Annotated in this window: 12 protein-coding genes; 7 read left to right on the top strand and 5 right to left on the bottom strand. The window is 45.9% G+C overall.

The genetic code is table 11. From position 1 onward, the window contains the following. The first annotated feature begins 6 nt into the window (after positions 1-6). Both QWY22_RS15270 and QWY22_RS15265 read left to right on the top strand, forming a co-directional pair. Positions 7-3,504: a DUF8508 domain-containing protein gene (locus tag QWY22_RS15270; RefSeq protein WP_300981693.1), complete on the top strand. Its 3,498-nt coding sequence runs from the start codon at positions 7-9 to the stop codon at positions 3,502-3,504. A 236-nt stretch (positions 3,505-3,740) separates the two neighbouring features. Then, entirely contained in the window at positions 3,741-4,994 is a 1,254-nt protein-coding gene (locus QWY22_RS15265) for an S-layer homology domain-containing protein (protein ID WP_300981691.1), read from the top strand. Positions 4,995-5,074: 80 nt separating this feature from the next. Here QWY22_RS15265 and QWY22_RS15260 read toward each other — a convergent pair whose 3' ends face one another. From QWY22_RS15260 to QWY22_RS15245, 4 genes are all read right to left on the bottom strand, one after another. Then, entirely contained in the window at positions 5,075-5,980 is a 906-nt protein-coding gene (locus QWY22_RS15260) for an S-layer homology domain-containing protein (RefSeq protein WP_300981689.1), read from the bottom strand. A gap of 338 nt (positions 5,981-6,318) precedes the next feature. Next, positions 6,319-7,362, bottom strand: coding sequence for a hypothetical protein (locus tag QWY22_RS15255; RefSeq protein WP_300981688.1), 1,044 nt, complete (start codon positions 7,360-7,362; stop codon positions 6,319-6,321). A gap of 11 nt (positions 7,363-7,373) precedes the next feature. After that, positions 7,374-8,801: an MBOAT family O-acyltransferase gene (locus QWY22_RS15250; RefSeq protein WP_300981687.1), complete on the bottom strand. Its 1,428-nt coding sequence runs from the start codon at positions 8,799-8,801 to the stop codon at positions 7,374-7,376. A 271-nt stretch (positions 8,802-9,072) separates the two neighbouring features. After that, complete coding sequence (locus QWY22_RS15245) at positions 9,073-10,923, bottom strand: LTA synthase family protein (RefSeq protein WP_300981686.1); 1,851 nt, start codon at positions 10,921-10,923, stop codon at positions 9,073-9,075. A gap of 287 nt (positions 10,924-11,210) precedes the next feature. Between QWY22_RS15245 and QWY22_RS15240 the strand changes: the two genes are divergently transcribed. Next, entirely contained in the window at positions 11,211-12,548 is a 1,338-nt protein-coding gene (locus QWY22_RS15240) for a S1C family serine protease (RefSeq protein WP_300981685.1), read from the top strand. Between the two features lie 225 nt (positions 12,549-12,773). Here QWY22_RS15240 and QWY22_RS15235 read toward each other — a convergent pair whose 3' ends face one another. Next, positions 12,774-13,538 carry a C40 family peptidase gene (locus QWY22_RS15235; RefSeq protein ID WP_300981684.1) on the bottom strand — a complete coding sequence of 255 codons (765 nt, stop codon included), beginning with the start codon at positions 13,536-13,538 and terminating at the stop codon, positions 12,774-12,776. Between the two features lie 623 nt (positions 13,539-14,161). Here QWY22_RS15235 and QWY22_RS15230 point away from each other — a divergent pair. The 4 genes from QWY22_RS15230 to QWY22_RS15215 all read left to right on the top strand — a co-directional run bounded on the left by QWY22_RS15230 (position 14,162) and on the right by QWY22_RS15215 (position 25,242). After that, entirely contained in the window at positions 14,162-15,139 is a 978-nt protein-coding gene (locus QWY22_RS15230; protein ID WP_300981682.1) for a CBASS cGAMP-activated phospholipase, read from the top strand. A 277-nt stretch (positions 15,140-15,416) separates the two neighbouring features. Further along, positions 15,417-16,436 carry an acyltransferase gene (locus QWY22_RS15225; RefSeq protein WP_300981681.1) on the top strand — a complete coding sequence of 340 codons (1,020 nt, stop codon included), beginning with the start codon at positions 15,417-15,419 and terminating at the stop codon, positions 16,434-16,436. Between the two features lie 165 nt (positions 16,437-16,601). Continuing rightward, positions 16,602-20,297 (top strand): S8 family serine peptidase, encoded by a 3,696-nt coding sequence (locus tag QWY22_RS15220; RefSeq protein ID WP_300981680.1) that lies wholly within the window; start codon positions 16,602-16,604, stop codon positions 20,295-20,297. Between the two features lie 700 nt (positions 20,298-20,997). Then, positions 20,998-25,242, top strand: a complete 4,245-nt coding sequence (locus QWY22_RS15215; RefSeq protein WP_300981679.1) for a S8 family serine peptidase — start codon at positions 20,998-21,000, stop codon at positions 25,240-25,242. The last annotated feature ends 287 nt before the right edge of the window (positions 25,243-25,529 follow it).

The following is a 25,529-nucleotide window of genomic DNA, read 5'->3' as shown; positions in this document are numbered from 1 at the left end:
AGTAATTTGACCAAAAATGCGTTCAGTAAGATTTTTCTAAGTCTTTTACTGATCTTATCCGCCGTTTTTCCATATATGGCGACAGCTAATGCCGCAGAACCAATCAGCGTGGCAGATGCAATTGCTAACAATACTGGATCCGCAACAGTGAAAGGATATATCGTCGGCACTGCCATTAGCGGTACCAGCTACGATCAAGAAGCTCCTTTTACAGCTGCTACGAATGTTGGGCTAGCGGATTCGCCGGATGAAACAAATCCAGCGAAAATCTTGCCGGTTCAATTGCCGACTGGCGCTGTCCGTGCAGGAGTGAACTTGGTGGACAACCCGCAAAACTTTAAAGCACAAGTAACGATTACAGGTACACTTGGCGCTTATTTCACAGTGCCAGGTTTACGCAGTGCATCGGCATTCACTATCGTTTCTGCGGGCGAAGAACCGCCTGCTGGACCTGAACCGACAGCAGTCGATACACTGGCCCAAGCACGCACAATGCCGGGTGAATTGATCCAAGTGGAAGGTACCGTAACGACCGGAACCGGTTTCTGGGGCGGCAACGCATTCTATATCCAGGACGAGACTGCCGGGCTTTATGTTTATACAGCAAATGCAAAGGTAGCAACGGGCGACAAAGTCCGCTTAGTTGGTACCGTATCCTCGTATTCGGGTGAACTTCAATTACAGCCCAATACTATAGAAGTAATTTCTTCAAACAACGAAATTCCAGCGACGCAATCTATCACGCCAGCTGGTGTCAATGAAGAAACGCAAAGCGAATTGGTTGAACTGAAAAATGTCTCCATCACAGGCCTTGCCGCAGTAAACAACTTCGGCACTTTCGAATTTACAGCGAAAGCTGAGAACGGCGAAACCGTCGTCATCCGCAACGATAACCGCAATGGATTGACATATGAGCGCTTTCTTCAGCAATACAAAGAAGGCGATTTGATCCACGTTTCGGGGATCGCTTCGAAATTCAACGAAACCTATCAAGTGAAAACGCTGGGCACTGAAAGCTTTGACTTGGTCAACAAGCCGGCTGTCTATGCAGATGTCTTCCCGGGTGTCGTTTCCCAAGGGACAAAAATCACTTTGGCATCAGGCTGGGAAGATGCAGCCATTTACTACACGCTTGACGGCTCAGCACCAACAGCTGCAAGTACAAAATACACAGCACCGATTACGTTAAACGAAGACACGGTGATCAAAGCCATCGCAATTGGCGCTGAAACGTCAGAAGTCTTCACATTTGAATACACCGTCCTGAAAACAGCGGACCTGAAAATCCGTGATATTCAAGGCAAAAAACATTTCTCGAACTACGAAAATGTCGCGGTGAATGAAATTACGGGCGTCATCACACATTTCTACAACGGCGCAAACTTTGTGATTCAAGATCCCAATGCAGACGATGACTTGGCCACTTCAGAAGCCATTATCGTCAACCGCTCAAGTGCGAGCAGTTCTTTCCAAGTGGGCGACGTGGTAACAGTTGCCGGTACAGTGGAAGAATGGTTCTATAAAGGCTATTCCGACATGAAAGACAACGACCTGCCGCTTACACGCATCCGCTCAACGGAAGTCGTGAAAAACGGTACGGCCGAACTTCCTGAACCAATCATGATCGGCGAAGATGTTTTTCCTCCAACAAAGAACATTGATGACGATCGATTGACTTCGTTCGATCCGGAAACAGACGGTGTTGATTTCTGGGAATCGCTTGAATTGATGCGCGTTGGCGTCGCTGATGCCCAAATCGTCGGGCCGCAAGATTACGGCGAAGTGTTCGTCGTATCGAAAAGCGCGACAAACAACGAGTTCCATAAACTGGGTGGCATCTTGATCGCTGAAGATGATTACAACCCGGAACGCATTACCATTTCAACAGGTGAAGGCGTCATCGCGAAAGCGGGCGACCGATTCGCTGAAGCGCCAGTCGGTGTTCTTGGTTATGGCTTCGGCAACTACCAAATTTGGACAAACGAAAACGAACTGCCGGCAATTGTTGACGGCGGCACTAAACCAGAACAGACTTGGATTCAAAAAGCAGAAGACAAATTGACGGTTGCTTCTTACAATGTTGAGAACTTCTCTGCAGACCCGAGCCACACAAGCAATGAAAAAGCGGCACGTGTAGGTGAATCATTTGTTAAAGACTTAAACTCACCGGACGTCATCACAATGGTCGAAGTGCAAGACAACGATGGCCCAATTGCATCTGGCAACTCTGATGCAACAGCAAGCTATGAGCGGCTTATTGCTTCAATCGAAGCAGCAGGCGGACCGACTTACAAATGGACGGACATTGCGCCAGAGTACAACAAAGATGGAGGAGAGCCAGGCGGGAACATCCGTGTCGGTTTCCTTTATAACCCGGAACGCGTCACACTTTCTGAAGGCACTAAAGGAACGGCGACACAGGACGTAGAATGGGTAAACGGCGAATTGTCGCTGAACCCGGGACGCGTACAGCCGATTCCAATGCCAGGTACACGCAAACCCGTAGCGGCGCAATTTGAATTCCAAGGCGAGCAGGTTGTTGTAATCGGCGCCCATTTGAACTCCAAAGGCGGAGACCAGGGCTTGTTTGGCAAGAACCAGCCGCCATTCCTTGGTTCAGTGGCAGAACGAATTGAACTGGCTACAGCGATCAACGGTTTTATCAAAGAAGGGCTTGCACAAAACCCTGACTTGAACGTCATCGTTGCGGGCGACATGAACGATTTCGAATTCACACCGGCTCTTGATGCATTAAAAGGTGACATCCTGACGAATAAAGTCGAAGATGTGCCGTTAGACGATCGTTTCTCTTACTACTACCAAGGGAACTCGCAAGTGCTTGACCATTTGCTCGTAACCAACAACTTGGCAGCCAAAACAGAGCTGGATATGGTCCACATCAATGCGATGTTCATGGAAGAACATGGCCGTGCATCTGACCACGATCCGCTCTTGGCACAAATCACATTCGCTGATCCAATTGTACCGGGTGAGCAAGAAGCTGATCCGGATATGACAGGCGAAACGGCTGTCCTTAAGACAGGAGAATTTGATGCAGATGGAACGCTGGATATCAGTTTCTCTGAAGGAACAGTAGAGGACCTCATTGCAAGCGGCAAAGATCTGTTGATTGATTTGCCGACTGCAGACTTGACGCTTTCGACTGAGAACCTGCAGCAGCTTGCTAACGCGGCTGGCGAAGGATTCACTTTGGAGCTTGCAGTGGATGACGCACCAGCAGTAGACGGCCGTCCGGCACTGACAGACCAGATTGACTTCACAGTTACAGACGCTGAAGGCAAAGAAATTGGGGTAAAATTCACTTCAAGCGTCACTTTGAGCTTTGACACAACTAACGTTAAAGTACAATTCGGCGCACGCGAAGATGCCAAAGGCAAATGGAAAATCATCCAAGGAAAACTGGATGGCGGAACATTCACGCTTAGCATCAACGAGTTCGGCAATTACACGGTTGTGACGAACAAAGGACAAGCGAAAAAGTAAGACGATGTTAAAACTTATAAGCAGAATTCGTTAAGATGAATCATGGAAAACACCTTCACGGTCGTTTGGCAACAAACGGCTAAGTGAAGGTGTTTTTCTTTATGGTTAAAATAAAGAACCATAAGATGTAAATTTCTTCTATAATAAAGAAGATAAAGGGAGATGGATCTTCTCTGTAGAAAAGACAGAGAATCTGACATCAGATCAAATTAGATGGATAAAAATTGGGGGAATGGATGTTGAAAACATGGGGAAAAGCAGTAGTCGTCTGGATATTATTCATTTGCTTATATTCAGGAAGTACGGGCACTGCACAAGCAGCTATCACCTTCAAAGATCTTCAAACCAGCCACTGGGCGTATGAAGACATTCAATCATTGGTTGGTAAAAAAGTGCTGAGTGGATTTTCGAACGATACGTTCAAGCCAAACGAAAACATCACGCGAGCCCAGGCAGCGAAGGTTTTGTCGCTTGCTGCCGATATTAAACCGATTCAGCCAGAAAGCGCTAGTTTTTCGGATGTGTCAAAAGGCCACTGGGCATTCGCATACATTGAAGCCTTGAAAAAACAAGGAATTGTTGACGGGAAAACAGACGGAACGTTTGGCCCGGATGAAGTGCTGACGCGCGGACAGATGGCGAAGTTTCTTTCAGCAAGCTTTAAGCTGGAAGGTACTGCAGCAGTTCAATTTCGGGATGTAAAAGAAACTGACTGGAAATACCCTTACGTAATGGCTATGCGTGTACACGGCATTACAGTTGGATATCCTGAAGACAACACATATCGGCCCGAAGAGATTGTGACACGGGCGCAAATGGCGGCTTTTGCCAACCGAGCTTTACTTCAAAAAGCCAAAATCATCGCTTTTGGCGACAGCAACACCTCAGGTTCTTATTTGCCAAGAGAATTTCCAGAATATCCGAATCATAGCTGGCCATCTTTATTGGCGGTTAAAAACGCCGGTGTCAGTGGAAATACAACTGAAAATGCTCTGAAGCGGTTAAAAACAGATGTATTGGATCATAAGCCAAATACGGTAATCATGATGTTTGGGTTAAACGATGCTTTAATCCGGTCTGATACGAAAAAGCCTCAAGTCGACAAAGTGCAATTCGAGCAAAACCTAGTAAACATGATTGGGCAAATGAAGAAACAGCAGATTGAAGTTATTTTGATGACCAATTTGCCGGTTCATGAAGAAACGTATTACAAAGCGCAATCCTTCGCCAATCCGGATATTCGCAAACTGTATGCAGATCAAGGAGGCATCCGTGCCTGGGAAAACAGTTACAACGATATCATTCGAAAAATCGCCAGACAGCAAAATCTGAAGTTGATCGATAACTACGCCAATGCCATTCAAAAAGCGGGAACTGCAACAGACGCTGGTATTGCCAAGAGCGGATTGGTCGATCCGTTACTTGGCTTCCATTGGACACCGAGAGGGCATCTGATGGTGGAATATTCGGTGAGGCAATATATAAAATAAAGAATAAAAACCTTCACGAAGCATATGCTTCGTGAAGGTTTTCGCTTTTTCTTAAAAGCTTAGACAGCCAAGTTTTGTATTTACTTAAAGTCAAAAGGAATTTCGATAATATCTTCATAATCATCCGCAATAACCATACCGGTTTTTCCACTTAAATCGGTGCTAACGTGATTGATTGTCAGCACTTTTCGATCAGTCGAAAGTTTAGCTGAAGTGGGTGTCAGAATCATTTCCGTTCCATCTTCTAGTTTCACTGAGTAATCAAAAAGATAGCTTGCATCAATAGCGCTGAAACCTTCTGGTATCGGTTCAAATAAAGTGATTTGTGTAGAAGTCGGTGTTGTTACTTCTGCATGTGTGACAGATGGGGAATAGAAGTCCAGCATTTCGGAAAAAAGAATCGTGTTATATAATAAGTTCGCAAATTCACCGCGAGTAATGTTGGTATAAGTGCCATAAGAAGTTGGAGTCTTGCCGGAAGTGATTTGCGTTCCGAAAAGTGCTTCAATATAGGGTTCGAAGACGCCGCCAACATCAGTAAAAGGGGTTTCTTCCTGGAATTCTTCCAACTCAAAAGACAATACCAGGAATTTCGCCATAGCGCCACGGCTTAACGGCTCATTTGGTTTGAATTGCGTTTTCGTCACGCCAGAAATAATGCCGTATTCCGCGAGGCCATTTACTGCACCGCGTACACGATGGTTCAAATCTTTAAAACCGGCATCTGGAGCAGAGTAATCATTCAACCCGAGTGTATTAGCTAAAATGACAGCCGCATCACCACGTGTCAATGTTTGTTGAGTGCCAAACTTTGTTGCAGATAATCCATTAATGATTTCATATTCATGTAAGAAGCTGACAGCTTCATCATAACGAGATCCGACGTCCGTAAAGGTGTGTTCAGAAGATGCGCTGACAGGTGCAGCGACAGTAACAGCAGCAAGTGCGACAGCCGATGCTGCCATAAAAAGTTTTTGATTATTCAATGATGATATCCCCTATCTAAAAGTACTGAACTGATTGTAGCATTCCACTTATTTCTAGTAAATAACTTTTTTTACTAATTTATTTATTAAACAAATTAGGATTCCGTATAAAAGTAGCCGTCCATCTCAGCTTGGGAACTATTTGACAGGATCGTGAAACTCAAATAGCGTATCGTGAAATTGGAAAGGAGAATCGTGAAATTCAGAGGAAGTATCGTGAAACTCGCTACTAGAAAGGGGAAACTCACCCACCAATCCCCCAGCTCCAAAGAAGCCAAGCGTCACGCCTGCAGCGAAGCACGAAAAAGCCGCTTCTTACCGAAGCGGCTTTTGTAAATTCAATTCAATTCGTCTACAAGTTTCTTCACTTGCTTAAGATGGGAATCGATAGTATCAGGCGTAACATAGACACCAAAGTCTTCTGGAGCTTCAGCGTTATCGCCTTGTTCCATACGTGAGGCAATGTAATAACCAACTTCGGGATAAAAGTGATGGCCGTCGTAATAGTTGGTAATATCATTCGTTACGCTATTTGGATACATGAAATTCCAGACGCCTCCATATACTTCGACCAAATCACGAAGCCAGATTTCGTATTCCTCGTACAGACCGGTCGATACAAGCGACTTGAAAAGCTCGCTTGAAATTGGCGTAGTGTAGACCATTTTTTCTGCTTCTGGATGCAAGTCATGTACCTTTTTCATAATTTCTTTGTATCGTGGGTAATACGTATACGACTTTCCATAAAACGTGGACTCAAATTTCTTAATCTTGTCTTCAGTGTCACTTAAAGTCTCTTCTTCAGATAATTTTCGGGCAAATGCATCACCTTCACGGTTATACAAGCGATCTTCTGTAATTTCATCGTCAGCTGACATTTGCAAATTTTGAGCAGAGGTCTTCATCAAATCAAACGACAATAAGTTTTTAGCTCGGTAAAACGGTTGAGTAACCCGCTTTACATGGTTCTGGATCGAACGTGGAGCTTCAGCTTCCTGCGTGCTCGATTTGAAGAAATCAACGCCGAGAATGACGCGTTCGTAATCCGGATTCTGCTCAAACGCAAAGTCCATCATCGTGTAATACTCCCGCATGGATAAGTTGGCCACTGAGTAATTGTAGACTTTCCAATCTTTAAAGCCGTCATGATGGATGTAAGTGCTCCGGCTTGAACCAAGCAATAAGGTATCCTCGGTTTTTGGAACGTAAATCTGATTGGCTGTCTTTTGTTCGCGTTCGTCCGTGACAAGCTGGACGTCGTTGTATTCATGGGCATGGCTGAAATTCCAGAGCGGATCCATCCAGTAATTGAAAGTAACCACAGCAAGTGTCAAAATGGCGAAAATCGCCATGACGGTAAGCGAAAATTTTCTATCGTTCATGGGATCTCCTCCTAGAAGTTAAAGTACAAGAACTCGCTGACCTGTTGCAACTGCATCACGCTGTAAAACAGCAAAAGAGCAGCGAAAACAGCCATCGGCACGTTCCGTTTCGTTTCATACATAATTTCAACCGAGTTCTTGGCATACCAGGAAATCGCTAAGCCGATTAAGATGGTAATCGACAATTCCAGCGTTGTGGCTGAAAAAGGAAACAGCCAGTCTAAATTTGTTTCATGGAACCATTCCGTTGGCAAGCGAAGGCCGTTCATGCCGAACATCGCTTTTAACACAGTAAGAGCGTCTTGAAGCGTCAAGGCACGGAAGAAAACCCAGGCAAAATGGACAAACAAAAATGTCGTGACCCATGCCAACACTGAATTCATTTTAAAGCCGGCCAATTTCCAGTAACGGCAAATGATGCTCGCAAGTCCGTGCATTGTACCCCAGATCAAGAATGTCCAGCCAGCGCCGTGCCAAATGCCCGATACCAGGAAGATGATGAAAATGTTCACATATGTACGCTTTGGTCCCTTGCGATTGCCGCCGAGCGGGATGTAGATATATGTGGTCAAAAAATGCGACAGAGTAATATGCCAACGGCGCCAAAAATCCTGAATGTCCCGTGCTTTATACGGGGAATTGAAATTCAGTGGCAGGCGGATATTAAACAGCAAAGCCAGTCCGATGGCCATATCAGAATAACCGCTGAAATCGAAATACAGCTGCAATGTATAAGACAGAGTGGTCACCCAGCTATCAAGAAAAGTCAGCACGTTAACGTTGCTGTAGCCGGCGTTAGCCCATTCCGCAAAAGTATCGGCTATGGCCACTTTTTTGAATAAGCCGATAGCAAAAATCAACAAGCCTTGGGAAATGTGTTCGTAATTGATGCGATACGTTTTCTTATCGCTGAACTGGGACATGACTTGTCCGTGGTGAACAATAGGCCCCGCAATCAGTTGCGGGAAAAACGTAACGAACAGGCCGTAATTCAAGAAATTATATTCTTTCGTTTCCAAGCGATACGAATCGACCAAGTAAGCGATTTGCTGGAACGTATAGAAAGAAATGGCGAGCGGCAATAAAATATTTTTCAATACCAGCTCAGAACCAATTAAGAAATTGATGTTTTCTACAAAGAAGTCGTAATACTTGAAATAACCAAGCAACAGTACATTGAAAATGATACCAATCGTTAAGATGGCTTTGCGGTAAGTTTTGGCTTTATTTCTCCCTAAAAACATGCCGATTGCATAGTTCACAAGCATAGAGATTAGAATGAGCGGCAAATATGCCGGGTTCCAATAGCCATAAAAAAACAACGAAGCTACTAAGAGCCACGTCTTGGCGAATGGTATGTGGATACGGCCAAGCAGCATATACAGAATCCAGACAATTGGCAGAAACAGAAAGATGAATTCGAACGAGTTAAAAATCACACTGTGAAACCCCTTTATATAGATGGAATATGGCGGAAATCGATCAAGTTTTAATGAGAAGGCAACGCAGAGCAAACCGCAATAGCCTGCGGTTCGACAAGCCTGACTAAACTGAAATCCTGGTCCAATTTATTATAGAACGAACTGCCTTAGAAGTCATTCAAATTTATCATTTTATGCCAGGTGAATCTAGAGAATAATATGGATTTTTTAAACAACACAAAGCCACCCCGAAAAGTCATGTTCAAACTTTACGGGGTGGCCTTGTGTTTTACGGTTTAAACAATGCATCACGTGAGTATTGCTTACCGAATAATAAGTCGTATTGGATCAATTGGTAATCTTGTTTTATCCGTTCAACAGCATCAGGCGTGACATTCAGCAAATTGCCTTCTGCGTCGATTTTCAAGTCGCGCGTGTAGCCCGGCATCTGCTCGGAGAACTGTTCAAGAATGGAGTAATACAATGGTTTTTGGATGCCTGCCATATCAAAAACAGTCGGTCCTAGGAAAGAGGTGCTGACCGTTTCGATTTCAGGAGTTGGTGCCCCGTAATTATTCCATATAACAAGCGGTGTAGTTCGCGTGTCCTGGTAATCTTCAAGGTCCCAATTTTCTTCGCCTGGTCCACGAGCCACAAAATCTGCTTGTTTATAAAATTTGTAGTCTTGTCCGATTGCCGGAAGGTGGTCTCCAAAAAAGACGACCAAAGTCGGTTCTTCAGCATTCTCATAGTAATCAATCAATTGCTTGAACGCTTTATCAGCATCGGAAACCCCTTGGGTATAAGAACGCAACAGTAAATTGAAGACCGGATCAACCGTTTCTGGAACGCCGGTTTCTACCGTGTATTCTGGATATTTATCTTCATTATAACCGGTGTGGTTCTGCATCGTAATGGCATAAGCAAATACCGGATCTTCACTTTGTTCGGTCTGGTCAATAATGGTGTTTGTCACTTGCTCGTCAGAAACAAATGGCCCTTTATACAAAGGATCGGTGAAGCCGTCAATATCGATAAACTTGTCAAATCCGATATGCTTATACACTTCTTCACGGTTCCAGAACCATTTTGGATAAGGATGAATGGCAGTCGTCTGATAGCCCATGTCTGCTAAGTAGCGGGGCATCGACGGCAACTCGTCTTTGATGTATTGCTGATAAGGAACAGAACCTGGAGGCAGGAACATATTACTGAATCCGGTCAGTACTTCAAACTCAACGTTACTAGTACCGCCGCCAAAAGTAGGGGACAAGATTTTGCCGGTTTGGTGTTCCCTGACATTCGGGACGGGGTCTGTTCCAAACGTCAAATTCTCCATTGACGTCGGATCCCAAAAACTTTCGCTCATGACAAAAATGATGTTCGGCTTTTTCTCTAAATCCGGTTTCACTTTCGGAGGAACCCTTTCCAAGTCATCGACAATTTCGTTAATATTCTTTTCATTGTATCCGCTTGGCGACAACACGATAGCGCTCTGCATATTCAACAAGAACGTCACCAAAAAACCATTTGTCTTGTAATTCCGAATTTGGTCAAATGTCAAATTCGTAACGCCTACCTCTTTAAGGGATGCTTCTACGTTCGGAATGGAACGATAGAAGATAAAGATACTTAAAAAAGCGGCAGCTGCACCGATAAACGCAATACGGATCCACGGATTTAGCCGGATCAGCCGCTTCGGTTTTTTAATGAAGGCATAAGCGACAATTCCGGAAATAATGGCAATCACGATGGCTGCTCCGCCAAGCAACTTAGCGCTGTCAATTTCCTTATAGAGGTTGGGCAGCAAATTAAAGATATTATTGTAAAGCAGCATATCCCAAGGATATAAATATTCCCCTAGAAAGCTGAATTTGTAGTAACTGATGACAGCCAGTAACACCACAACGATATTTGTCAGGATAAAACTGACCATATAACGGTTAAAGATTCCCATCAGCAACAAAAACAAACTAAACACAATTAGAATGTTAAAATAAAAAGCTTCTTTCTGATCGGTTTTCCAGGCAGCTGTAGCATCTGGATTGCCGTTTAAAAACGTCTCAATCCCACCGACAAGAAAATAAAAGTATAGCAGTGCACCTAGCATCAACAAGACGCCCTTGTAATTAAAACGCATTTTCAAAAAACCACCTCAGACTCAATTCAAAAAATTTATCGTATCCTTCTAGTATACATAAAAATTGCATCCGTGGAAAACTTAAAAGGACATATCTTGGAAGAGAAGGATTCGCAAATTTTCCGTCTTTTCCTTCTTATAGCGGCTTGTTAATGCACACAAGCAGACCTTTGGTCCACAACTTGTTATAATATAGCCGAACCTTGATGTCACAAGACCTTGTAACTTATTGCCGCTTGTCACGTCTATTATGTATATTCCATTTAAACGAGAAGTGAGTTGACCCTATGAATAGCCGAAAATCCAATCGCCTGACTAAGAAAAACAATAAACAAATTTTTGTTGTTACAATAATGCTCGTAATATTAGCGATGATTGGTCTCAGCAGTTACTTCCTGCTGCTTCCTCCAACAGATGCGCCGCCGACGACAGCGACCGTTAAACAACAAGCGTTCGCTGGAAAAGCCTATACGGGCTTCCAAACAGAAGTGGAAGAAATTCCGGAGTCAGAAGTGCCGGTTGAAGGGAAAGTTCAAGATGTAAGAGAAGAAGAACCGCAAGAAGAAAAGGCGGAAGAGAAAACAAAGGAAACGGCGGGAGACGCGAAAGTTGTCACACCGGAACAACCGGTTGCAGCACCGCAAAAAGACCTTTCCTTAATGATTGCTAACGCCAAGACTCATGTTTATACACTTTATACCGATCTCGAGCAAGGTTCGGGCTTCCTGTTTAACGAACAAGGTGACGTCTTAACCAATGCCCACGTCGTTAAAGACGCTTCGTATGTAACATTGAAAAACAGTGACGGACAGGAGTTCAATGGCCAAGTGATCGGCATCTCGGAAACAAAAGATATCGCCTTGGTTCGTGTGAAAGAACTCGCCGGCAAAACGCCAATGCCAGTAGCGGCAAAAAATCCGGAAGTCGGTACGAAAGTTGTCGCCATCGGATCTCCCGAAGATCAGGCGAACACGGCTACTGAGGGGGAAGTTACCGCAACTGGTGCAAGCTTTTCAGATGAATATGAATACACCAATATGATTGAAAGCACCGCAACCTTAAAAAAAGGTTCCAGCGGCGGGCCGCTGATTGACACAGAGGATGAACAAATCATCGGCATCAATTCAATCATCTTGGAAGATAGCCCAAAAACCGGCTATGCGATTCCAATTAGCACAGTGATGGATGAGCTAAACGAATGGGTAGCCAATCCAATTGAGTATGTGGAAGAAGAAGTTGTGCTGCCGGATGTTAAAGATTCCTATTTTGATGAAGAACTGCTTGGAGTCTTCATCCAGTCCTATTACGAATTGCTGCCATACTCGCTGAATGATCCTGAACTGGTCTATTACCAGTCTTACTTGCTGCCTGGCAGTGAAGGGGAAACCGAGGGCATTAAGCGTGTAGAAGAGCGAACAGATGCCAACAAGGTCTACGACGTCATCAATTCTTCGGTCACGCAGGTGGAAATAGGCGAAGAACAATCGACTGTTGAAGCAACGGCTGAATATATCTATCACGACAAAGCAAGCAATAAAACAATGAGTGAGACAGAAACCGTCATTTTCACTGTGGTCATTGACGCATATGGCGATTACCAAATCCAAAACATGGTCAGCAAATAAGAATGTATTCGAAAAGCCATCTTCGTCTTCTGCGAAGATGGCTTTTTAGATGTTCTATTAATATAGAAGAAAGTTGGAATGGGAGTTTTGGGCATTCCACTTTTGGCTATTATTTTGATGAATTAAAGAAGTTTGTGCAAGTTGAACGAAGTTAACTTTATCAAAAGATCGGCACAACAAGAAAAATCCCTTCAGCCAACAGGCTAAAGGGATTTGTTTTATCAATTAGATGCGTTTGTAGCTGTGGAATTTCTTGCCCCAGTAAGGGTCATTTACGCTTTTCACTTCAGCTTTAGATCCACCAGCATGGACGAATTGGCCGTTGCCAATGTAGATTCCGACGTGTGAGATTCCAGCTTTGTACGTGTTTGCGAAGAAGATCAAGTCTCCAGGTTGCGGTGAACTTACTGTAGTTGATTCAGCAAACTGAGAGCCAGTTGTGCGTGAAATCGATTTGCCAGCTTTTTTAAATGCGTATTGAGTGAATCCGCTGCAGTCAAAGCCGCTAGTTGTTGTACCGCCGAATCGGTAAGGAATGCCTTTAAGAGACAATCCAGCAGAAACAACACTTGAAGAAGAAGCTGTGTTCGATGCTTTTACGACTTTGGCAGACGTTGAAGTCAAGAGCGAGCTAAGAATCCAACCGGCTTTTTTGCCGACTTTAACTTTGTACCAAGTTTGAGATCCAACTTTTTTCTGGTGAGTAGCAGTAACTTTTGTGCCTTTTTTAGCAAGTGTTACAACTTTGTATTTAGTGCCAGCATCCACGCGGATGTTGGAATTGTATTTTGTTTTGAATGTGCCGGATTTAGCAGTCGCTTTTGCTGCTGCAACTTGCTCAACTTCCAAAGAAGCTGTTTGTTCTGTATGAGTAGACTCGATCACCGATGTAGTAGTTGTATTTGAGTTAAACGCTGCCTGTGCACCAACAGCTGAGTTAGTAAATATCAATGAACTAGCTGCGAAAAGAGTGAAGACTAATTTTTTCATTGTTTTTCTCCTAACATTTTTTGTTATCCCCGAATAGGATTAAAGTTTGTTTTGCAATCTGTTATTTACTATAAAGGGAGAGCATATTAATAACAACGTCAATTCGATTGCAGTTATATTACAAATGTATAACAAAAATATTTCTGGAGAATAAACCCAGTAACTGCAAGGGTTTTCGCTTCTTCATAAAAAACAAGAAAAGGTTTAAAAACATGAAAAACAGGTTTTGTTTTTCGTTTTATTGCATTTTTTAGTCGAAAAATGACACTTTATGTAAGAAAACGGCCCTAAAATTTTTACTATAAGTTTAAGATTTATTCAAAAGGAAAGACAGGAAAGTGATAAAAACGGCAAAAAAGTTATACGATTAATTAAGTATTAAGAATATTTTATTTCCAAAAAAAGTAATTAACAAGAATTTTATGTTTTCTAAAATAATTAATAAATAAAACAAAAAGATATCTTTAATCTGAAAATTCTACATTGATATAACGAAGGCTTTTTATTGCTACAGCACGCGTATAGTGAGCGGTGCTGCATCTCTTTGACAAAACAGTTTGGATAAACTACCCTTTAATTATTCAGAATATTCCATTTAAAATAGATTGGAGAGGGAGAGTGCCATGATTAAAATTCTGGCAATCGACGGAGGCGGCGTGCGCGGCATTATACCGGCTATTGTCCTGACAGAAATCGAAAAACGCACGGGCAAGCCAATCTGTGAACTGTTCGATTTGATTTCCGGAACGTCGGCAGGCGGCATCTTGGCGCTTGGGCTGGTGGTGCCGGAACAGCAAAAGTCGGACAACCGGATGCCGAGGTATACCGCCAAGCGACTGGCGGAGCTGATCAAAAAAGATGCCCATGTCATTTTCGATAAATCGATTTTGTACCGGATTCCCGGTGGGCGTTATGTATATAGAAGGTATCCGGATGACGGCATCGAATTTGTGCTGGAGAAATACTTCCAGAATGCCATGATTTCTGACGCGCTGACGGATGTTCTGATTCCGGCTTATGAAATCGAAAAACGCAATCCGGAATTTTTCAAAAGCGCGAAAGTGACATCCGAGCACCCAACGCAGACGGATGTGCTGATGAAAGACGTGGCTCGGGCAACTTCTGCGGCCCCAACATACTTCACACCGGAAAAAATTGAAAATCTGCCGGAAATGGCGTTTATCGATGGCGGCGTCTATGCCAACAACCCGGCGATGTGCGCCTATGCCGAAGCACGGGCGATTTTCCAGGAGGAAACCGATTTTCTCGTCGTATCGCTCGGCACCGGGGAAGCGAACGCGCCGATTCCTTACGAGGAAGCGGTCAACTGGGGACATATCGGCTGGTCGCGGCGCATGCTGAACATCATGATGGACGGCAACTCCGATTCGGTCGACTACCAGCTGCGGCAAATCGTCACGCCAAGAAATGGCGAAGCGCGCTATTACCGCTTCCAGGCGGAACTTGGTCGGGATACCGAACACATCGACAACTCCGACACCTTTAATATGGAGAAACTCGAAGCGCTCGGCATCGGCATCATCCGCGACAAAACCAATCAAGCCAAGCTGGGTCAACTATGTGAGCAATTGCTGAGATAATATATATAGAAGAAAGGCATCCGCGGGGAATGGGCGAATGCCTTTTTTGTGGGGTTTTACAGGGCTTAGGGTTGTAACTCGAGAGGGAGAGGTTGTAACTCACATACCAAAGGTTATAACCCACTCCCTAACGAAAGTAATCTGCCCACAACCCAATTACATGCTTTTCGCCCCGGCGAAAAGCGACAAACCCAAACCCTTTGGAAGTTTCAATTCCATTCTTCTTCGGGAATGCTATCATTAACGCAATTGAACACAGGGAAAGGGGAATTCAGGGATGGCGAAGCGATACGATTACATGGACTGGCTGCGCGTGATTTCGATTTTCGTCGTAGTCGGCATCCACGTCTGCTCAAAAGTTATCAATACCGGCTCGCCGGCGGACTGGGAATGGCAGTTTGCCAATGCCATCGATTCGGCTCTACGCTGGTGCGTTCCGGTCTTTTTCATGTTGAGCGGCGCGCTTCTCTTGACCCGGCACCCCGATGAACCGGTAGGGGATTTCTTGAAACGGCGGCTGGCGAAAGCCCTCATTCCGCTCGTTTTTTGGAGTGCGGTCTACACGGCTTACAATGTCTACGAACTCGGAGAGTCTTATACGTGGCAGGAAATGATTAAGCTGTTTCTTAGCGACGACGTCTATTACCACCTATGGTTTATGTACGTCATCATCGGCTTGTATTTGATGGCGCCGTTTCTGCGCATCCTTGTGCACCACATGACGCAGAAAACTTTCCTGTATTTCCTGGTGTTCTGGTTCATCTTTTCCGGCCTCTTGCCATTCGCCCCGAAATACTTCGATTTTGAACCGGCAATCACCGCCGGCCTATTCGAGCCGTATATCGGCTATTTCATGCTGGGAGCGTATCTGTTCTATTACCCGATTCCGAAAAAACGGCTGCCGCATTTAGCCCTGCTGGCGCTCGCCGGCTACTTGGTTACGGTGTTTGGCACCTTGAGCCTGACCCGGCAGTATGGCGAATTTGACGATTTCTACTACGAACATTACCGGCCGAATACGCTGGCCATTACGCTGTTCATCTACGTCGGCTTCCGGCACCTCGCCGGGAAAATCGGGCGCAACCGCTGGATCACCCGCATGAGCAACGCGACGCTCGGCATTTACATCATCCATCCGCTGCTTCAAGTGTATTTGCATAAATTCTTCAACATCAATGAAACCACCGGGAGCGTGCTCATTGGCCTGCCACTGACCTGGCTCGTCCTGTTCTTCCTGTCGTTCCTTATCATCCGGCTGATGCAGAAGATTCCGGTGGTCAGGCAGATTGTCCCTTAAACCGTTCGCCCAAACAGGCGAGCGGTTTTTTACTGTCCAGATAAAATAAAATCCAAATCCGCAAGATATTTTACCCTCTTAAATGAATAACTATGGTAAATTAAAGTTATCAATAAATTATGAATTTTCTTTAAATATTACTATTATTTTAAAGGAGGAAGAAACTTGAAAAACCGGCAGGCCTTATTCATGCTTCTGTTGATTGCCATCTTGGTGTTCAGTTCACTGGCGTTCGGCACATCCCGTACCGCCATTGCCAAGAATGCCAGTGTCCCGGATTCAGACAAACTTGCTACCGTCCCGGAAGAACTGCTGAAGCCCGTGCAGCCAAAGAATGAAGTGCGCATCATCGTCGAACTCGACAAAGCACCGGCCATTGAAAGCGCCACGAAAAAAGGCATTCTGTACAATGAATTGCCGAATGCCACAAAAGACAACCTGGAAGCAGCCGTCGCCAACAGCCAAAAGACGGTAAAAGCGGCGGTCACGAAAGCTGCTCCATCCATCCAGTACGAACAAAGTTTCACCACCGTCTTTAACGGCTTTTCCGCGGTGGTCCCGGCAGGCGCGGTAGAAAAAATCGCCGGCCAAAAAGGCGTCAAAGCGGTATACGAGGCGACCGAATACCAGCGCCCCGAACCGAAGCCGGAAATGAAATATTCAAAAGAACTTGTCCAGGCACAAAGGGTCTGGAATGATTACGGCTTTAAAGGGGAAGGGATGGTCGTTGGCGTCATCGACACCGGCATCGATCCGACCCACAAAGACATGAGGCTGACCGACAACGCCACCGGTGAAATCACGAAAGCGGAAGTGGAGGCATTGCGTGCGGACGGCTCGCTCCAAGGCGGCCAGTTCTTCAGCGCAAAAGTGCCGTTCGGCTACAACTACGTAGATGCCAATAACGAAATCCGGGACATCCGGCCGAATGCGTCGATGCACGGCATGCACGTCGCCGGAACCGTCGGCGCCAATGGCAATGAAGCCACGGGCGGCATACAGGGCGTCGCACCGGAAACACAGCTGCTGGCATTGAAAGTGTTCGGCAACGACGCGACATATGAATCCACTTACGGCGACATCTACATCAAAGCGATGGACGATGCCATCAAACTTGGTGCTGACGTCATCAATATGTCACTCGGCGCGACAGCCGGTTTCGTCGATTCGACCGATCCCGAACAGCAGGCAGTGGAACGTGCCACGAACAATGGCATACTCGTTTCCATTTCTGCCGGGAACTCGAACCTGTTCGGTTCCGGGCACTTCAATCCGCTTGCGGCAAATCCCGATTACGGCTTGAGCGGCTCACCGAGCGTGTCGGCCGATTCGTTCGGTGTGGCGTCATTTGAAAACAGCCGCATCACCGCAAAAAGCTTTGCGTACCGGATTGGTACAGGCGAAGCGGCGCGCGGTATCTATTTCCTGGGAAATAATGTGGATCCAACTAAACTGCCGCAGGATGCCTACCCCGTAATGAATGCCGGGCTCGGGGCTCCGGCTGACTTTGCCGGCAAGGACTTTAAAGGCAAAGTGGCGCTCGTTGCCCGCGGTACGATTCCATTCACTGAAAAAGGTTTGAACGCACAAAAAGCGGGAGCGGCAGCAGTCATCATCTACAACAACACGACCGGCACCGTGTCGATGCAAAGTGACCCGGCGATTACGATTCCCTATATGTCGACTTTGCAATCGGTGGGACTTGCGATGAAAGCGGGGCTTGATGCCGGCCAGCCTGTTACCGTGACCTTCGACGGCCAGTATTTCGATGTGCCGAGCGAGACCGCCGGCAAGATGAGCGATTTCACATCTTGGGGACCGACGCCGAATCTGGATTTCAAACCCGAAATCACAGCGCCCGGCGGCAACATCTTCTCGACGCTCAACAACAATGAATATGGCCTCATGAGTGGCACGTCGATGGCCGCCCCGCACGTATCAGGTGGAGCTGCACTGTTATTTGAGCGGCTGAAAGACCTGAACCTCTCTGGACGCGACCGGGTCGATTATGCAAAAAACCTGATGATGAATACGGCCAATCCGGTCGAGTTCGCCAAAGGTCAATTTGTGTCGCCGCGGCGCCAAGGCGCTGGGCTCATGCAGCTGCATGATGCACTGGCGACGCGCGTCATGGTGACCGATAAAATCACCGGACAAGGAAAAGTCGCGTTGAAAGAAATCGAAGGCGATCGCTTTACGATGACCTTGACCGCCGATAACTTATCGGATCAGCCAGCCGAATTCAAGGTCGCCGTCAACGTCCAAGTAGATGCTGTTACGACCACGAACGGCAAAGTCGTCACTGCGCCGAACAACATTGGCTCCGTCAACATCACTAAAGATACCGTCATCACGGCACCCGCCTCTATTACCGTACCGGCAGGCGGCAGTGCCGATATTCCGGTGACAGTGGATCTGATTGATGCAGCCGGGCCGCTGAAAAGCAATTTCCCGAACGGCTTTTTCGTCGACGGCTTTGTGACCTTGACCGATGATGGGGAAGAAGTGACCGGCAACACCGAACTCGTCGTTCCCTATTTCGGCTTTAACGGCAGCTGGGACGATGCACCGATTTTTGACCGCTTCGCTTGGGACCCGAATACGTTTTACGGCTTTACGCTGCTCGCTGACCCGGCCGGCAACATACTGAACGGCAACAGCCATTCCACCGGTTATCAGCCGGAGCGCTTCGCCTTCTCACCGAACGGCGACGGTGTCCAGGATGCCGTCATTCCGGTGTTCTCGCTATTGCGGAACGCCAAAGCGCTGGAAGTGAACATCCTGAGTGCAGCCGGTGAAAAATTGCGGACAATCCGGACCGACCAGGAACTGGCGAAAAACTTCTCGGCGACCGCACCGAATATGCCGTATGTGCTCAACCCGTTATACGCATGGGACGGCAATATTTTAGGCAAACGGGCGGCGGACGGCCCGTACCGCATTCAGCTGCGCGCCATTATCGATTACGAGGGAGCAGAATGGCAAACAACTGATTTCCCGATTATCGTCGATACCGTCAAGCCGGCCGCAAAAGCAACATTCAACGCCGAAACGAAAACAATCCAAGTGGCAAGCTTTACCGACAACCTAGCTGCGGACCGCTGGGAAGTTTTCTTGAACGGCACCGAGCTGACCGAGAACACCACAACGCCGGCCAACGAATCGCTTGCGCCAAGCACCACCAGCTACACCGTCACTCCAGCACTGAAGGCAACCGATAAACTGTCCGCCGTGTTCTACGACGTTGCGGGCAATAAAACCGAAGTGGCGCTGGCAGTTGCCGCAACACCGGCGCCGGTAGCCGACGAAACCGAACCGGCGATTTTCATCGACACACCAGCCGTCTTGTCCATCCATAAAACGAAAACCGTTGAAGTGACGGGACGTGTGGAAGATGCCTCCAAAGTCGCGTCGCTCACCATTAACGGACAAGCGCCGAGAGAATTCAACGGTTCAGTGTTCAAGCACACCGTAACACTTGAAGATGGTTCGCGCTACATCACCGTGAAAGCCGTGGATGCAGCGGGCAACGACTTGGAAATCCGCCGGCAAATTTTTGTCGACACCGTCGGACCCACTATTGAACTGATCGACGTGCCGACAAGCATTCCGGCCGGAACCGATGAAGCGGAAATTACGTTCCGGGTGAAAGACAATTTCGACCAGATCCGGGTGTACTTGATCGACAGCGAAATTTACTACCATCCGATCAGCCGCAATGATATGGTGGCGTTCGATGAAACCATCACTGAAACGATCAAAGTCCCGAACAATGGAGCCAATAACTTCATGCTCGTCGCCGAAGACCTCGCCGGCCACCGGACGCCGATCAACTTCAAGATTACGAAGCAAGCCCCTTAATAGAATTAGAATGGCGTTCGATCAGGAAACTGATCGAACGCTTTTTTTTGTTGGTTATGGAGAGGAGGAGGGAGTTTCCCTATTCTGGCCTTGAGTTTCACGATTGGGCGTGTGAGTTTCCCGATACTCGCTCCGAGTTTCTCCATTATCTGCATGAGTTTCCCGATACTCGGAGCCACCTTTAAATTTCTTTTATCGCTTTTCGCTGAAAGCGAAAAGCTGGGCATCTAGGTCCTTAAAGGGGGGGAAGTGAATTTCCCATTTCAGTCCCTGAGTTCCCCGATATTAAGAGTAAACTTCAATCTCTTATATGGCTTATTGCTGAAAGCGGAAAGCTGAGGCATATGCGGCCCGGTATTGCGTTTTACAAATGGGCAAATGCATCCTTCTTTTCCCCACCTGCATCATTCATTAATTTCTCAAAGCTTCGCTATACGTGGTTCAAACCACTTCATCCAGCAGCTTGGTGCTTTACCACTTCTATGGAACCGGGCTTATCGTTTACCTTAGTTTCCTTAAAAAAAGCGGTCCTTTACAAACTTTCTAAATATTAAATCAAATTATTCCTATAGACTGACAAAACTTTACAAACAAATGCATACAAATAATCACATCAGACTAGTTAGAATATTTATACAATATGGTAAATTTGTTATGTTGCTAAATTTATTTAGCAAAAAATTCAAGAGGGGGAAAAATTTTGAGTAGAATTCGTTCTATAGTTGTGTCAGCACTTGTTGTTACGTTGACATTCAGCTCGGCAGCATTTGGCGTTGCCGGAGTGTCGGCAGCAAACCAATCGGCCAAAAATGTTCCGACACTGGAAATCAAAAAACCAGTCGTGAAAGTACCTAAACAACTGGAAAATCCGGAAGATCCAAACAAGGAAGTTCGGATTATCGTTGAACTCCAAAAAGAGCCGGCGATTGAAAGTGCGACCCGCAAAGGGGTAATATATAAAAATTTGCCTGATTCCACGAAAGACAGCTTGGAATCTGCAGTGACCACTGACCAGAAAAACGTTAAGAAAAGACTGAACGTGGTAGCGCCAGGCATTACATATTTGGAAAACTTCACAACGGTCTTTAATGGCTTCTCAGCTACTGTAAAAGCAGGACAAGCAGAGAAAATTGCTTCACAAGCTGGCGTTAAAGCGGTATATGAAGCAACTGAATACGAACGTCCTGAAGTAAAACCAGAGATGAAGTATTCAAAAGAATTGGTTCAGGCGCAACAAGTCTGGAACGATTACGGCTATAAAGGCGAAGGCATGGTTGTCGGCGTCATCGATACCGGAATTGACCCGTCGCATAAAGACATGATCTTAACAGACAATGCATCCGGCGACATTACACAAGCAGAAGTAAGTGAATTGCTTGGTGATGGTTCACTAGAAGCAGGGAAATACTACACAGCAAAAGTGCCGTTCGGCTACAATTACATGGACGGCAACAACACGATTCTTGACCTTGGGCCGGAAGCTTCTATGCACGGAATGCACGTGGCTGGAACAGTCGGCGCCAATGGAAATGAAGAAAACGGCGGCATCAAAGGTGTGGCTCCAGAAGCGCAGCTTTTAGCTTTGAAAGTTTTCGGAAACGATCCGCTTTACCCGTCCACTTACGGGGATATCTATATTAAGGCAATTGATGATTCCATCAAGCTTGGAGCAGATGTTATCAATATGTCTCTTGGTGCAACTGCTGGATTCGTGGATTCCACAGATCCGGAACAACAGGCAGTGGAACGTGCAACAAATAACGGAATTTTAGTCTCCATTTCTGCAGGTAACTCGGATATGTTCGGGTCAGGGTTCTTCTACCCTTATGCAGAAAACCAGGACTATGGCTTAACAGGCTCACCAAGTGTGTCAGAAGATTCGTTTGGTGTGGCTTCATTTGAAAACGACATGATTACAGCTATGAGTTTCGGTTACAGCTTTAATGGCACTGAAGCCGGACATGCTTTGTATATGCTGGCCAATGACAAAGATCCACGTGATCTTCCGGCAGCGAACTATGAAGTTGTCGATGCAGGCTTTGGGAAACCGGAAGATTTTGCTGGCAAGGATTTCACTGGAAAATTTGCATTGATTTCCCGTGGTGAAATTAATTTCGTTGAAAAAGGAAAAGCAGCGCAGGCAGCTGGTGCCATTGGAGCGATTGTTTACAACAACACGACCGGCATCATCAGCATGGCTTCCGATCCAGCTATTACGATTCCATTCATGTCTACGCTTCAAGCAGACGGTTTGGCAATGAAAGCGGCACTTGATGCCGGCCAAGAAGTGAAAATTGCATTCGATGGTAAATATGTAGAAACTCAAAACCCGACAGCGGGCGAAATGAGTGATTTCACGTCTTGGGGACCAACACCAAACTTGGATTTCAAACCTGAAATTACTGCGCCAGGCGGCAACATTTTCTCTACATTAAACAATGATGGATACGGCTTGATGAGCGGTACGTCAATGGCAGCGCCACACGTATCCGGCGGAACTGCGCTTGTTTTCCAACGCATTGAAGAGCTTGGATTGGAAGGGAAAGAACGCGTTCAATTTGCGAAAAACATCATGATGAACACAGCAAACCCAGTAGAATTTGGAGAAGGGCAATATGTTTCACCTCGCCGCCAAGGTGCAGGATTGATGCAATTGCATGATGCTCTTTCAACGGACGTAGTGGTGACAAACAAAGCGACTGGCGAAGGCAAAGTCGCATTGAAAGAAATCACCGGCAACAAATACGCATTCACTTTGTCAGCTGAAAACTACTCAGACGAAGCTGCAGAATTTGCAGTGGATGTGAACGTGCAAGTGGATGAAGTGGCAGACGGTGGCGGCGGTTTAATGGTAACTGCACCAAACTTATTCGGTTCACAGAACGTTTCGGAAGCTGTCTCCATTAATGCTCCTGAAACGGTAACGGTTCCGGCAAACGGCACTGTGGAAATTCCGGTAACAGTGGACGTTTCTGCAATCGATGCCGAATTGGACAAGGTCTTCACAAACGGCTATTTTGTTGACGGGTTTATCACGTTGACCGATGAAAACGAACAAGTAACAGGCAACACAGAACTAGTCGTTCCGTACTTCGGCTTTAACGGCGAATGGGACGATGCAAACATCTTTGATTATTTTGCATGGGATCCAATGACGTTCTACGGATCAACGTACCTTATCGATAATGAAGAGTTCGTCTTGAACGGTGGAACGCATATTAAAGGATTTGACCCGACAAAATTTGCATTTTCACCAAATGGCGACGGCAAGCAAGATTCGGTTCAGCCAGTATTCTCGTTGATCCGAAATGCCAAAGAACTTGAAGTAAATGTATTGGATGAATCCGGTAAGAAATTGCGCACCATCCGGACAGAAAAAGAATTGGGCAAAAACTACGACAGCGCTGAAGACGTAATCCTTTCACGCAACTTTGCTTGGGATGGAAAAGTCGCAGGCAAAGCAGTTGAAGATGGCAACTATCAGATTCAAGTGCGTGCGGTAATCGATTACCCTGGAGCTGAATGGCAGTCAATCGAATTCCCGGTTATCGTGGATACAGCAGCGCCTGTTGCACAAGCAACATTCAATGCAGAAACGAAAACCGTGGAAGTCGCAAGCTTCACGGATAACACAGCTGCAGACCGTTGGGAAGTGTTCTTAAACGGCACGGAACTTACGGAAGACAAAGCGACGAAAGAAGACGAGTCACTTGCCCCAGCAACCACAAGCTTCACGGTTTCACAAGAGTTGGGCAAAGACGATCAATTGACAGCCGTATTCTACGATGTCGCGGGCAATAAAACCCAAGTCGAATTGGGCTTGCCGACTCCGGATGCAGAAGAAAAAGAACCGGTGATCTTTGTTGAATCTCCAGAAGTTCTGTCTGCATACAACAGCAAAGAAGTAATCGTGAAAGGCCGAGTGGAAGACGATTCGAAAATCGCTTCTTTAACCATTAACGGCGAAACAGCAACCCAATTTGACGGCACCAACTTTACACATACGTTAACGTTTGAAGACGGTTCGCAATACGTAAGCGTGAAAGCAGTAGATGAGTTCGGCAACGAAATGGAAATCCGCCGCCAGATTATGGTGGATACACAAGCTGCTGAAATCACCTTAGTGAATGTACCGAAAACTGTTGATTTGGATACAAAAGAAGTTGAAATCACCTACAATGTGAAAGACAACTTTGACCAGATTCGTGCTTACTTGTATGACAGTGAGATTTACGCACACGAACTGTCAACTTACGGCATCTCAAATTTCAATCAAGATATCAAGACAACAGTGCCAGTAACTGAAGTAGGCGCAAACGAGTACGTCTTGGTTGTTGAAGATTTGACTGGACACCGCACAGAAGCGAAATTCACAATTACGAAAGAAGCGGCGCCTGCTCCTGAACCGGATGATGGCACAACGCTGAAAGTGAAGAAAGACAGCTTCAATTTATATGTGGGAGACAGCGAAACAATTTCCGTCACTCAGGAAAAGACTACACCTAGAGGTAGCAAGCGAACTACAAATGTTACATTAAAAGCCACTTACCAAGTTGCAGACCCAGCCATTTTGACTGTGAACAAAGGGAAAATTACAGCGAAAAAAGCGGGCACAACTACCATTACGGTTTCATATGGCAACGATAAAGTCGTCATCAGTGTAACTGTAAAAGAACCGGTAACGGTGACAACTCTGTCTGTCAACAACGATGACCTATCGGTGAAGCAAGGCAGAAAAGCCGCGATCAAAGTAACGCAAACTACAACGACAGGCAATAACCGCCCCGTGAAGCAAGACGTCACGAAAAAAGCGGAATTTAAAGTAGCAGACAGTGACATCGCTGAAGTGAAAAATGGCCAAATCACTGCCAAGAAAAAAGGCACAACAGTCATTACCGTGACATATAACGGCAATGAAACAACAATTAAGTTAACCGTTAAATAAGAAGAAATCCGAAAAGCCTGGAGTCTGGCACTCCAGGCTTTTTTGTATGGAAACAGAGTGTGGGAGCAAACATCGATAGAAAATCGAGAAGCATGAATAGAGATTGAAATAACTTTTATAGAAAGCGAAAACACATCGATTAAAATGCGAAAAAACCGGATAAGGATTTGAACAATTTTGTTCTGCAAAAAGCAGAGCTTCTCTTCACATTCACATAAAAAGTAAATGGGCTTTTCCAGGTAATCACTCCATCAACTTCGAACAAAGTTTCCTTCCATAAAATAAAA

It is taken from the genome of Planococcus liqunii (assembly GCF_030413595.1).
In the GTDB taxonomy this organism is placed as follows: Bacteria; Bacillota; Bacilli; order Bacillales_A; family Planococcaceae; genus Planococcus; species Planococcus liqunii.
The sequence above is the reverse complement of the archived record's forward strand: the minus strand, read 5'-3'. Positions and strand labels throughout refer to the sequence as shown.